A 12,013-nucleotide genomic window follows, 5' to 3' on the forward strand; every position below is an offset into this window, starting at 1 on the left:
GAGTGTCAGTACTTCCCGAACGCGAGCGCGACGTTGTGCCCACCGAATCCGAACGAGTTGTTGATCGCGTATTGGTAATTGCCCGACCGTGGCTCCCCGGCGACCACGTCCAGATCGATCTCCGGATCCAGGTTGCGCAGGTTCAGCGTCGGCGGAATGATGCCGTCGCGCAACGCCATCACGGTCAGGATGGACTCCACCGCGCCGACCGCACCGACCGAGTGGCCGAGCGCCGCCTTGGGCGCGTACACCGCCGGCCGGTGGCTGCCCATCGCGTTGTTGATCGCCTTGCCTTCGGCCACGTCGCCCACGCTGGTGCCGGTGGCATGCGCGTTGACGTGGTCGATGTCGGTGGGCTGCAGGCCGGCGAGTTCGATCGCACGCGTCATCGCGTGACCGGCCTGCTCACCGTTCGGATCGGGCGCCACGATGTGGTAGCCGTCCGAGGTGATGCTGGCGCCCATGATCCGCGCGAGAATGTTCGCGCCGCGGGCCTTGGCGTGCTCTTCGATCTCGATGACCATCAGGGCGCCGCCTTCGCCGAAGACGAACCCGTTACGGTCCTTGTCGAACGGCCGGCACGCACCGGCCGGGTCATCGTTGGTGGTGGACAACACGATTCGCATCTGGGCGAAGCCGGCGATCGGCACCGCCTCGATCTTGGTCTCCACACCACCGCAGATCGCGACGTCGGCCTCGCCGAGCACGATGTTGCGCCACGCGTGCGCGATGCCCTCCGACCCCGACGCGCAGGCCGACACCGGAGTGACCACCCCGGCGCGAGCCTTGCGTTCCAGTCCCACCGCCGCGGCTGCGGCGTTGGGCATGTACATCTGCACGGCCAGCGGCGAAACCGCTTTCAGCCCGTTGGCACGCATGCCGTCATAGCTGAACACCAGCTCCTCGGTGGAACCCATGCCGGTGCCGATCGACACCATCAGCCGCTTGGGATCCACCTCGGGGGTGCCGGCGTTCTCCCACACCCGGCGGCCCAGCACCGTCGACATCTTCTGCAGATACGACAATCGGCGCAGCTCCACCCGCGTCATCTCGTGGTCGAAGTCCTCGAGGAGATGACCGCCGATGCGAACCGGCAGGTCATACTCTTCGACGAACGGATCCTCGAGCTTGCGGATGCCGCTCTGACCGTCCAGCAGCTTCTTCCAGGTGTCGTCCGCGCTGGTTGCCAGGGCGGTCGTCATGGCGATACCCGTGACGACCACGTTAGGGAAACCGGCCCCCGTAGAGAGCCGAGTTGAACGCGTCAACCCTGCCATTACTGCCCGAAAGTCCCTTCCGCTCAGTAGCGCCCGAAGGCCAGGGCGACATTGTGTCCACCGAAGCCGAACGAGTTGTTGATGGCGTACTGGAAGTCGCCGTAACGAGGCTCGCCCGCGACCACATCGAGATCGATCTCAGGATCGGGGGTCTCGTAGTTCAGCGTCGGGGGGATGACGCCGTCACGCAGCGAGAGCACGGTCAATGCCGACTCCAGCGCGCCGACCGCACCGATGGAGTGGCCGAGCGCCGACTTCGGCGCGTAGACCGCCGCGTGCTCGACGCCGGCCGACCGGATCGCATTGGCCTCGGCGACGTCGCCGATCGAGGTCGCGGTGGCGTGGGCGTTGACGTGGTCGATGTCCTTGGGCTCCAGGCCCGCGGTCTCCATCGCACGCTTCATCGCCTGGCCCGCACGCAGGCCGTCGGACGCGGGCGCCACCATGTGGAAGGCATCGGAGGTGATGCCCGCACCCAGCAGGCGGGCCAACGGCTTGGCGCCGCGGGCCTTGGCGTGCTCCTCGGTCTCGATGACCATGAGCGCACCGGCCTCGCCGAAGACGAACCCGTCGCGGTTCTTGTCGAACGGCCGGGACGCACCCGCGGGATCCTCGTTGTTGGTCGACATCGCGCGCATCATCGAGAACGCCGCGATCGGCAGCGCCTCGATTCCGCCCTCGACGCCGCCGACGACGGCGATATCCGCGTCGCCCATCACGATCTGGCGCCAGCCATGAGCGATGGCCTCCGAACCCGACGAACACGCCGAGACCGGGGTGATGACCCCGGCCCTGGCGCCCAGCTGCAAACCGATCACCGCGGCCGCACCGTTCGGCATGATCATCTGCACGGCGAGCGGCGACACCTTGCGGGGGCCGCCCTCGTTCATCGCGTCGTAGGTCTCGACGATCTTCTCGCCGCCACCCAGACCGGTGCCGACGACCACGGCGAAGCGATCCGGATCGACCTCAGGCGTACCCGCGGTCTCCCAGAGCTGGCCACTGAGGTACTTGGCCATGCGCTGGACATACGACATCCGCCGCATGTCCAGTCGCGTCATATGGTCGTCGATCGCGTCGACGAGGTGCCCACCGATGCGGACCGGCAGGTCCCACTTGGTGACGAACTCGTCCTCGAGGACGCGGATGCCGCTTTCGCCGGCCAGCAGCCCCTTCCACGTGCTCTCGATGTCCGCCGCGATCGACGTGGTCGCCGTGACGGCGGTCACGACGACGTTGGGGAAACCGCCGTTAGCAGTGGAAGGTCTACTCATGCGCGATCGGCTTCGATCTGCGCGCGGATGGCCGCGGCGGCTTCGGGGTTCTCTTCCTCGAGCTTCTGGATGTAGGTGACGACGTCACCGACGGTGCGCAGACCGGCGAGGTCCTCGTCGGGGATCTTCACGCCGTACTTGTCCTCGGTCTGCACGGCGATCTCGACCATCGACAGCGAGTCGATGTCCAGGTCGTCGACGAACGACTTCTCCGGGGTGACCTCGGAAGGCTCGATACCGGTGACCTCTTCGATGATCTCGGCGAGACCGGCGATGATTTCATCCTGACTGGCGGCCACAATGGCTCCTTCTAATTGGGGTTGTTACTTCGTTGGAATGACGTTCGATATGTGGTTGTACTGGCTAAAGCTCCGAGAGCCCGTCCAGATCAGCGGGGGACTTGACGGCGTGCGTCGGCACCCCCCGAAGTTCTCTTTTCGCGATGCCCGCGAGCGTCCCGGCGGGCGGGAACTCGACGATCGCGGTCACACCGAGTTCGCGCATCGACTCGGTGCACAGATCCCAGCGCACCGGCCGGGTCATCTGCGCCACCAGCTTGCTCATGGCGTCGGTGGCCGAGGCTACCGGCCGACCGTCGGCGTTCGACAACAGCTTCGCGGTGGGCTCGGAGATCGTTACACCTTCGGCGGCGGCGGCGTACCCGTCCAGCGCCGAGGCCATGTAGTGGGTGTGGAAAGCGCCCGCGGTGGCCAGCTTTCGCACCCGCGCCTTCTCCGGCGGATCCTCGACGAGCTTGTCCAGCGCGGCGACCGCGCCGGCGGCGACGATCTGTCCCGCGGCGTTGCGGTTGGCGGGCACCAGGTCGAGCGCCTCCAGGCGGGCGAGTACGTCGGCTTCCTCACCGCCGAGCACCGCGGCCATGCCGGTCGGCTCGACCGCGCACGCCTTGGCCATCTCGGCACCACGGGTGGCGGCCAGCTTGACCGCGTCGTCGGCCGACAGCACGCCGGCGATCGCGTAGGCGGCGATCTCACCGACTGAGTGGCCCGCCACGACGACTTCCTGGTCTGCACGCCCTGCGATCAGGCCGCGCCGGGTCAGCTCCTCGTGAGCCAGCAGAGTGGCCGCCACGACGAGCGGCTGAGTCACCGCGGTGTCGGTGATCTCCTCGGCGGTCGCGGTGGTGCCCAGCCGGGTCAGGTCCAGCCCGCTGATCTCGGACCAGGCTGCGAGCCGCTCGGCGGCACCGGGCAGCTCCAGCCACGCGGCGAGCATGCCGGGTGTCTGGGAGCCCTGTCCGGGCGCGAGGAGTGCAAGCACGCTTTTTTGAGGCACGAATTAAGAAAACACTGTGAAGACGGGTTTGCGCGGTGTAAGAGATTATGAACCTCGTCTTATGTTTTTGTGGAGACCCCACAAAACTGCCTGTGATGCGACGCTACCGATATCCGCCCGCGATCTCGCTGCTCGGCTGTTGTATGTCCACCGCTTCCGCGGGCTGAGCTGGGCGCAGCGAAGTGATCATGTTTGCTGTGCTCGTTTGGTATGGCTGGCGGCCGAGACGACCGACCGTTGCGGCCACCCGCAGCACGTAGGCGTCGCGCGGAACGGTGGGATCGCGGCCCGTGAAGTCGGCGATTCGCCGAAGCCGGTAGCGGACGGTATTTGGATGAACGAACAATTTGCGTGCGCACGCCTCGATGGCGCCGCCGGAATCCAGATAGGCGTCGAGCGTCTCGGTCAACGCGGGTCCGGCGTCGGCCAGCGGCCGCATCACCTCCGTTTCCAACGCCGCAATCGCCGTCACGTCGCCCAGCAGCGCACGTTCCGGCAGGAGTTCACGCGCAGGCACCGGCCGCGGCGCCCCGCTCCAGCCCGCCACGGCGTTCATGCCCGCAATGGCCTCGGTCGCGCTGCGGTGAGCGTTCGCCAGCGTCGTGGCGGTGGAACCGACCACCACCGGCCCGTCGGCGAACACCGCCAGAATCTCGGTCAGGAACCGGTCGGTCGGGGAGAGCGCTCCCGACACGATCGCGACCAGCCAGTTGCCGTGCACGTCCGACAGCGCCGCGCGGCCGTTGCGCTTCACGACGTCGTGTACGTCGTCGCTGGCCAGATCGACCCGGTCGGGCTGCGGCAGGCCGACGATCACCGTGGCGGGCGCCGTGGCATCCCAGTTCAGCGCGGCGGCCTGTGACTGCAACTCCGGGCCCGTGTCACCGCGCACCACGGCATCGACGACGTTGGCTTCCATCCTGGTGTCCCACGCGCCGCGTGCCTCGGCTTGATCGGCGTAGGCGCTGGCGGCGGCGAACGCGAGATCGCGGCTGTATCTCAGGATGCCCGCGGTCAGCGCGGTCAGCTGCTCCTCCGAGCGGGCCAGCAGCGGCACCACCTCTTCGAAGAACTCCATGGTGATGCGGACCATCTCGACCGACTGCCGCAGTGCGATGCGTCGCCGCAGATCCTGCGGGACGACTTCGAAGGCCTGGGCGGTGTAGCTGACATTGCTCTGCGGGTCACGCATCCACTCGACGAAGTTGACCACCGCGGTCTGCACGACCAACTGCACGCTGGAGCGCTGCGATGCCTCCAGTTCGGCGAAGAACGGCAACCGCTCTTCCATCGCCCGCACCGCCTCGGTGGCCAGCCGGCCCGAGTACTGCTGCAGTCGGCGCAGCACCGAGTCGGGCACGGTCTCGAGAACCTCGACCGTCGACTTCGGCGGCACGAACCTGTTGTCGGGCATCCATAAAGGCTACGCCACTGAGATGGAGGAACCCTCCAACGCGCTGGGGCCGTGGCCTAGGCGACCCCAGGGTCCGAGGTCTGCTCGGGCGCCGCCATCACGTCATCGATCTCGTACTTGGCCGCCGCCTCGACCGCGACGGCCTGATCGATGTTGCCGTCGCGGGCCAACCCCTCCAACACGGCCACGGCGATCGACTCGGCGTCGGTGTTGTAGTACCGCCGAGCGGCGGGCCGGGTGTCGGAGAAGCCGAATCCGTCGGTGCCCAGAGTGATGTAGGTGCCCGGCACCCACGCCCGGATCTGCTCGGGCACCCCGCGCATCCAGTCCGACACCGCGATCACCGGGCCCTGCGCCTCGGCCAGGGTCTTGGTGATGTAGGGCGTGCCCGCCGGCCGGTCCGGATGGCGCAGCCGTTGTCTCTCGATCTCCACGCCGTCGCGGTTCAGTTCGCCCCAACTGGTCACCGACCACACGTCGGCCGCGACATCCCATTCGTCGGCGAGCATCTCGGCGGCCTTCAGCGCCGACGGCATGGCGACCCCCGACACCAGGATCTGCGCCGCGTTCGACCGCTTCTCGGGTGCCGGCCGGTAGCGGTAGATCCCGCGCAGCAGGCCCTCGACGTCGAGGTCCTCCGGTTCCGGGGGCTGAACGTAGGGCTCGTTGTAGATGGTCATGTAGAAGTAGACGTTCTCTGGATTCTCGCCGTACATGCGGTGCAGGCCGCTCTCGATGATGTAGGCGATCTCGTACGCGAACGCCGGGTCGTAGGCGACGACGGCGGGGTTGCTCGCCGCCAGCAGTAGCGAGTGCCCGTCGGCGTGCTGCAGACCCTCGCCGACCAGCGTGGTGCGTCCCGCGGTGGCGCCGAGGAGGAATCCGCGCGTCATCTGGTCGGCGGCCGCCCACAGGTTGTCGCCGGTGCGCTGGAACCCGAACATCGAATAGAAGATGTAGACCGGGATCATCGGTTCGTTGTGGGTCGCGTACGCCGTGCCGGCCGCGATGAAGCTGCCCGAGGAGCCGGCTTCGTTGATGCCCTCGTGCAGGATCTGGCCGACTTCGCTTTCCTTGTAGGCGAGCATCAGTTCGGCGTCGACCGAGGTGTAGAGCTGGCCGTTGCGGTTGTAGATCTTGAGGTTGGGGAACCAGGAGTCCATGCCGAACGTGCGCGCCTCGTCCGGGATGATGGGGACGATTCGCCAGCCGATCTCCTTGTCGCGCAACAGTTCCTTGAACGTCCGCACCGTGGCCATCGTGGTGGCCACCTCCTGCTTGCCCGAACCCTTCTTCAGCGCCTTGTAGGTGTCGCGGCCGGGCAGGGTGAGCGCCTTGGATTTGGTGCGACGCTCGGGCAGGAACCCGCCGAGGGCACGCCTGCGGTCGAGCATGTAGCGAATCTCCGGTGCCTCCGGGCCGGGGTGGTAGTACGGCGGCAGGTACGGATTCTCCTCGAGCTGCGCGTCGCTGATCGGGATGCGCTGCGCATCGCGGAAGTACTTGAGGTCCTCCAGCGCAAGCTTTTTCATCTGATGGGTGGCGTTGCGGCCCTGGAAGTGCGCGCCCAGCGAATAGCCCTTGATGGTCTTGGCCAGGATCACCGTCGGCTGGCCCTTGTGCTCGACGGCGGCGCGGTAGGCGGCGTAGACCTTGCGGTAGTCGTGTCCGCCTCGCTTGAGGTTCCAGATCTCCGAGTCCGACATCTTCTCGACCAGGGCCTTGGTGCGGGGGTCGCGGCCGAAGAAGTGGTCGCGCACGTAGGCGCCGTCGTTGGCCCGGTACGTCTGGTAATCGCCGTCGGGTGTGGTGTTCATCAGGTTGACCAGTGCGCCGTCGCGGTCGGCGTGCAACAGGGCGTCCCACTCGCGGCCCCACACCACCTTGATGACGTTCCAGCCCGCGCCGCGGAAGAACGACTCGAGTTCCTGGATGATCTTGCCGTTGCCGCGCACCGGCCCGTCGAGGCGCTGCAGGTTGCAGTTGACGACGAACGTGAGGTTGTCCAGGGCCTCCAGCGCCGCGACGTGTGCCAGGCCGCGGCTCTCGGGCTCGTCCATCTCGCCGTCGCCCAGGAACGCCCAGACGTGCTGGTCGGAGGTGTCCCTGATGCCGCGGTCGTGAAGATAGTGGTTGAACCGGGCCTGATAGATGGCGTTCATCGGGCCCAGCCCCATCGAGACGGTGGGGAACTCCCAGAAGTCGGGCATCAGCCGCGGATGCGGATACGACGGCAGCCCGCCGCCGGGGTGGCTGTGCTCCTGACGGAAGCCGTCGAGTTGCTCGGCGGACAGCCGGCCCTCCAGGTATGCGCGCGCGTAGATGCCCGGCGACGCGTGACCCTGGATGAACACCTGGTCGCCCCCGCCCGGATGCGACTTGCCGCGGAAGAAGTGGTTGAAGCCGACCTCATACAGGGCTGCCGACGACGCGTACGTCGAAATATGGCCGCCCACACCGACTCCCGGCCGCTGCGCGCGGTGCACCATGATCGCGGCGTTCCACCGGATCCAGGTTCGGTAGCGACGCTCGACATCCTCGTCGCCGGGGAACCACGGTTCCAGCTCGGTGGGGATCGTGTTCACGTAGTCCGTCGACGTCAGCGCCGGAATGGCCACGCGCTGTTCGCCGGAGCGCTCCAACAAGCGCAGCATGAGGTAGCGCGCCCGTGCGGGCCCGGACCGTTCCAGCAGCTGGTCGAACGATTCCAGCCATTCGCTGGTCTCTTCGGGATCGATATCGGGCAGATACGACGCGACACCCTCACGGATCACCCGCACCCGGTCGTGTTCAGCTGCGGTGGAGGAGTTTTGGGCCAGGTCCTGGCGCACGAACTCGGTGGTCAACTTCCGCTCCTTGGTAGGCGGTTTCAGGTGCTCACGCACTCGACGCAGATGTTTTCTGCGCTTGCGCGTGGGCGGCGGATTCCATCCTTCTCCCATCCTGCCCCACCCGCGCAGGTGGGGGTGGTGAGAGGAACCAACCGACGATCGCACGACCGAACCGGTAACGTCTGCAGCCGTGGTGATCGGTGCGCTGGTGAAAAAACCGCTGCAGATCGGCGCACTGATGGTCGGCATCTCGGCCACCGCCGCCATGGTCGTCGTGGGATGCAGCAGCGTCACCGAGGGCACCGCGCAGGTGGACTCCGCCGAGGCGCCGGTGTACCGGGCGTCGGTGTCGGCTTCGTTGGAGGAGTCGGCCGCCAGTTCCAGCGCCCGGGAGTCGGAACGACAGTCCTCCATCACCAAGGAGGCGATCCACTCCTCGTGCGAGACGCTCAGTTCCACCAGCGTCGATGCGATCACCGCGGTCAACGCGTACGTCGATGCGTTCAACCAGAACGCCGCCGACGTGCCGGCCAAGGCGGGCCCGGCGATCGACGCCCTGAACCACAGCGCCGACATGGTCGCACGCAGCATCTCCGACGCGCTCAGCCCCGAACTCAGGGACGCGCTCAACGGGTGGGTCGACGCCGCCAGGGGCGTGGCCACCGCGATCGCCGGTAACTACGGGCCCGATGAGTTCAACGCGGCGATCACCCGGCTCAACGACACCAAGACCGCCGCGCTCAACCTCTGTGACGCCGCATACTGACCGATATTGACAAACCTTGCCGCCAGGCACGTGCGGGCAGACCCCGGCGTGCGACGATAGGGCCCAAGACAGGCCCCACGACAATGCCGAGCGCAACATGCGCCCGAGCCGGCTGAAGGAGGACCGACGGTGGTCGCGGCGGATGACGCCCCGAACTACGCCCACAGACTGGGCATCCAAAAAGATCAGGTTGTACAGGAACTGGGCTGGGACGAAGACGTCGACGACGACATCCGAGCCGACATCGAGGAGGCGTGCGGTAGCGAGCTGCTCGACGAGGACGCCGACGAGGTCATCGACGTGGTGCTGCTCTGGTGGCGCGACGACGACGGGGACCTGGTGGATGCGCTGATGGACGCCATCACCCCGCTGGCCGACGACGGCGTGATCTGGGTGGTCACCCCGAAGACGGGCCAGCCCGGCCACGTCCAACCGGCCGAGATCGCCGAGTCGGCTCCCACGGCCGGGCTGATGCAGACCTCCTCGGCGAACCTCGGCGACTGGATCGCCAGCCGGCTGGTGCAACCGAAGAGCAAGGCGGCGGGGAGACGCTCGTGATCGAGGTTGGTACCGAGGCGCCCGACTTCACGCTCAAGGACCAGAACGGTCAGCCCGTCACGCTCAGCGACTTCCGGAGCACGAAGAACGTGCTCTTGGTGTTCTTCCCGCTGGCGTTCACCGGCATCTGTCAGGGTGAGCTCGACGAGATCCGCGACCGGCTGCCCGAGTACGAGAACGACGACATTGCGACGTTGGCCATCTCCGTGGGGCCGCCGCCCACCCACAAGGTGTGGGCGACGCAGAGCGGCTTCACGTTCCCCGTGTTGTCCGACTTCTGGCCGCACGGGGCCGTCGCGGCGGCCTACGGGGTGTTCAACGAGGACGCTGGCATCGCCAACCGCGGCACGTTCGTCGTGGATCGCACCGGAATCGTCCGGTTCGCCGAGATGAAGCAGCCCGGCGAGGCCCGCGATCAGGCGCTGTGGACGGACGCGCTGGCGGCGGTGCGGTCCGGCTGAGCTGATTTCCCGTCGCAGGTCATCGCCGTGTAGCTTGCCCTGCAAGGGCGCGTAGCTCAGTGGTAGAGCTCTGGTTTTACACACCAGCGGTCGGCGGTTCGATACCGTCCGCGCCCACCACGGGGGCATGCCGGAACCGCCAAGTGCCCAGGGTCCCAACGGGCAGCGGCATACGGACAACCCCCGGCGTACGCTGACTTCCGTACCCAACCGCGATCGTTCAGAGGTAAGCGAAGGCAGCAGCAGTCATGGGTTCGAAGGATTCGGCGGATGTGCCGAGCGGGTTTGATCGCGAAGCAGCCGAGGCCGGGCTCCACGACCGTGAGTTGGCGGTCACGCAGCGTGAGGACACGGTTGCGCAGCGCGAGTGGCTTGCTGACGAACGAGATCGTATGGCTGACAAGCGAGATCAGATCGCCGACGAACGCGAGCGAGTCGCGGATGACCGCGAAACGTCTGCCGACGAGCGCGAAGGTACCGCTGCGGAGCGGGAACGCGAACGCCTCGACCGCGCCGAACAACAAGCCGAGCGGGTCAGGGCAAGTGCGCGGCGTGAGCAGGCTGAGATCGAGCGCGAGTCGGCTCGAAGTGAACGGCGTCGTTAGGTCACATACAACCGCCGAAGAGCAGCGCTCGCCCTGCTATTCAGACCGTTTGAGTCCCGATTCGTGGGTTTCGACCAGCCATCGAGCGACATCGATGAGCTTGACGTTGGTCTCTTGTGACGCCTTTGTGAGCATCCGGAACGCGTGCAACCCGTCCACGTTGTTACGTTGCATCAGAAGCCCTTTGGCCTGGCCGATGACATCGCGGCTGTCTATCGCTCGGTGAAGCTGTGATTCGGCAATGGCGGCGGCGAGCGCAACGGACGCGTGTTGAGCCAGCACTTCCCCGATGGCCTCGGAGTCATCATCGAACACGTCGGTTTCGCCGCCGTAGAGGTTGAGCGCTCCGAGGCTGCCACGCCGGACGAAGAGCCGGAAGGACAACAAGCTGCGGACACCCCGTTCTGTCGCCGCCTTTGCAAACCGTGGCCAGCGATCATCGGCTGCCATGTTGTCGATCTTGACCGTGTGATGTTCCCGCAGGGCACTCAGGCAGGGACCCTCATCGAACTTGGACTGCAATGCGTCCAGCTCGGCCACGATGTGATCGGTGGGGACCCGCGATTCGACTTTGTCGGCCTCTATCAGCGAGACGCCGCCCCATCGAGCACCGGGCACAACATCCACTGAACTGCGAATGATTTCGCGCAGAGTCGACTCGGCATCCAACTGACCCTGTAGCTCGACTGCGAGGTCGCCGAGTACCCGCGCGAGATGGTCCTGTACGGGTGGCTGTGTGGCCACAGGCCGACTGTAGGCCACGGCAACGGTCCCGACATCGACGTTTGGAGAATGTCTGTCCGAGCGGGGGATCGGGGCTTCGATGCCGGTCTGCACCCGCCTCGGGGTCACGCCGGGCGAGGTACGGTCGCCAGTGTCGACTGCCCGATCCAGTTCGGAATTGAACGCCGGATCAGCGACGGGCCGTCGATGGTGATCGAGCCGTTGCGGAGGGCGTATGACCACGCCAGGTCGCCGCGCCAAACCTGAGTGAGCGTACGCAAACTCGTGGATATCATTGCGGCGACGTCGTAGCCGGGATCGAAATCGCAGATGTCGGCGCGGCCGTCGGCGACGATCAACCACCATGACGCGGCCTTCGGCGCGACGCCGGAGAGGCGGAAGGCCACCACCGTGCGGCCCGCGGGCCATCGATCGGCAGGCACGGTGCGGCGGATGTCCCACATCAGCAGGTGTGGGTCGAGGTCCTGATCGCCGAGATCGCCGATCCAGCGCAGACTCCAAGAGCCAAGGGCGGTCACCACGTCGATGAGTTCGCGACCGCACTGCGTGAGCACGTAGGACGGGTGGCCATCGTCATCGATGCGCTGAACGACCCCGGCACGCGTCAGGGTCTGCAGGCGCTTGGATAACAACGTCGGCGACATCCTGGGCACTCCGCAGCGCAGATCGTTGAAATGAGTGCTCCCCGAGAGTAATTCGCGGACAACCAGCATTGTCCACCGTTCGTCGAGCAACTCCATGGCCTTGGCCACGGGACAGAACTGGCCATAAGACGACATTTCCGCTG

At 66.6% G+C, this 12,013-nt stretch carries 12 protein-coding genes and 1 tRNA gene; 5 read left to right on the plus strand and 8 right to left on the minus strand.

The features are described from left to right. Nucleotides 1-5: 5 nt before the first annotated feature. The 6 genes from kasB to aceE all read right to left on the minus strand — a co-directional run bounded on the left by kasB (nucleotide 6) and on the right by aceE (nucleotide 8,107). A complete protein-coding gene (gene kasB / locus AU188_RS06640) occupies nucleotides 6-1,277 on the minus strand; it encodes a 3-oxoacyl-ACP synthase KasB (RefSeq protein ID WP_059162953.1) in 1,272 nt (423 codons plus the stop codon). 23 nt (nucleotides 1,278-1,300) lie between these two features. Then, nucleotides 1,301-2,551 carry a 3-oxoacyl-ACP synthase KasA gene (gene kasA / locus AU188_RS06645; RefSeq protein ID WP_059162954.1) on the minus strand — a complete coding sequence of 417 codons (1,251 nt, stop codon included), beginning with the start codon at nucleotides 2,549-2,551 and terminating at the stop codon, nucleotides 1,301-1,303. Beyond that, the gene (acpM, locus tag AU188_RS06650; RefSeq protein ID WP_059098849.1) at nucleotides 2,548-2,850 is read right to left on the minus strand and encodes a meromycolate extension acyl carrier protein AcpM; all 303 of its coding nucleotides are present in this window, start codon (nucleotides 2,848-2,850) and stop codon (nucleotides 2,548-2,550) included. The genes kasA and acpM overlap by 4 nt, the downstream gene beginning before the upstream one ends. A 64-nt stretch (nucleotides 2,851-2,914) precedes the next feature. After that, a complete protein-coding gene (locus tag AU188_RS06655) occupies nucleotides 2,915-3,832 on the minus strand; it encodes an ACP S-malonyltransferase (RefSeq protein WP_172799416.1) in 918 nt (305 codons plus the stop codon). Nucleotides 3,833-3,950: 118 nt separating this feature from the next. Next, on the minus strand, nucleotides 3,951-5,261 hold the full coding sequence (locus tag AU188_RS06660) for a PucR family transcriptional regulator (RefSeq protein WP_059162956.1): 1,311 nt from the start codon (nucleotides 5,259-5,261) through the stop codon (nucleotides 3,951-3,953). A 56-nt stretch (nucleotides 5,262-5,317) separates the two neighbouring features. Next, the gene (aceE, locus tag AU188_RS06665; protein WP_059163043.1) at nucleotides 5,318-8,107 is read right to left on the minus strand and encodes a pyruvate dehydrogenase (acetyl-transferring), homodimeric type; all 2,790 of its coding nucleotides are present in this window, start codon (nucleotides 8,105-8,107) and stop codon (nucleotides 5,318-5,320) included. A 223-nt stretch (nucleotides 8,108-8,330) separates the two neighbouring features. Here aceE and AU188_RS06670 point away from each other — a divergent pair, with 223 nt between their 5' ends. The 5 genes from AU188_RS06670 (at nucleotide 8,331) to AU188_RS25695 (ending at nucleotide 10,482) form a co-directional block, all read left to right on the plus strand. Continuing rightward, nucleotides 8,331-8,858 (plus strand): Rv2240c family protein, encoded by a 528-nt coding sequence (locus AU188_RS06670; protein ID WP_172799417.1) that lies wholly within the window; start codon nucleotides 8,331-8,333, stop codon nucleotides 8,856-8,858. A 129-nt stretch (nucleotides 8,859-8,987) separates the two neighbouring features. After that, nucleotides 8,988-9,416 (plus strand): DUF3052 domain-containing protein, encoded by a 429-nt coding sequence (locus tag AU188_RS06675; protein ID WP_059162957.1) that lies wholly within the window; start codon nucleotides 8,988-8,990, stop codon nucleotides 9,414-9,416. Beyond that, nucleotides 9,413-9,877 (plus strand): peroxiredoxin, encoded by a 465-nt coding sequence (locus AU188_RS06680; protein WP_059162958.1) that lies wholly within the window; start codon nucleotides 9,413-9,415, stop codon nucleotides 9,875-9,877. Before AU188_RS06675 ends, AU188_RS06680 begins: the two co-directional genes overlap by 4 nt. Before the next feature lie 45 nt (nucleotides 9,878-9,922). Next, nucleotides 9,923-9,997, plus strand: a tRNA-Val gene (locus AU188_RS06685). 272 nt (nucleotides 9,998-10,269) lie between these two features. Continuing rightward, nucleotides 10,270-10,482 (plus strand): hypothetical protein, encoded by a 213-nt coding sequence (locus AU188_RS25695; RefSeq protein WP_286137335.1) that lies wholly within the window; start codon nucleotides 10,270-10,272, stop codon nucleotides 10,480-10,482. A 36-nt stretch (nucleotides 10,483-10,518) separates the two neighbouring features. On the opposite strand, the gene AU188_RS06695 is transcribed toward AU188_RS25695, so the two are convergent. Next, a complete protein-coding gene (locus tag AU188_RS06695; RefSeq protein ID WP_059162960.1) occupies nucleotides 10,519-11,226 on the minus strand; it encodes a GAF and ANTAR domain-containing protein in 708 nt (235 codons plus the stop codon). Between the two features lie 104 nt (nucleotides 11,227-11,330). Beyond that, nucleotides 11,331-12,005, minus strand: coding sequence for a winged helix-turn-helix transcriptional regulator (locus AU188_RS06700; protein WP_059162961.1), 675 nt, complete (start codon nucleotides 12,003-12,005; stop codon nucleotides 11,331-11,333). Nucleotides 12,006-12,013 lie beyond the last annotated feature (8 nt).

It is taken from the genome of Mycobacterium sp. IS-3022 (assembly GCF_001500065.1).
Lineage (GTDB): Bacteria > Actinomycetota > Actinomycetes > Mycobacteriales > Mycobacteriaceae > Mycobacterium.

Bases quoted from the DNA above. Each gene is read 5' to 3' on its own strand.
- kasA (WP_059162954.1), bottom strand. From the start codon at position 2,551: ATGAGTAGACCTTCCACTGCTAACGGCGGTTTCCCCAACGTCGTCGTG.
- kasB (WP_059162953.1), bottom strand. From the start codon at position 1,277: ATGGCAGGGTTGACGCGTTCAACTCGGCTCTCTACGGGGGCCGGTTTC.
- AU188_RS06700 (WP_059162961.1), bottom strand. From the start codon at position 12,005: ATGTCGTCTTATGGCCAGTTCTGTCCCGTGGCCAAGGCCATGGAGTTG.
- AU188_RS25695 (WP_286137335.1), top strand. From the start codon at position 10,270: ATGGCTGACAAGCGAGATCAGATCGCCGACGAACGCGAGCGAGTCGCG.
- AU188_RS06660 (WP_059162956.1), bottom strand. From the start codon at position 5,261: ATGCCCGACAACAGGTTCGTGCCGCCGAAGTCGACGGTCGAGGTTCTC.
- AU188_RS06670 (WP_172799417.1), top strand. From the start codon at position 8,331: ATGGTCGGCATCTCGGCCACCGCCGCCATGGTCGTCGTGGGATGCAGC.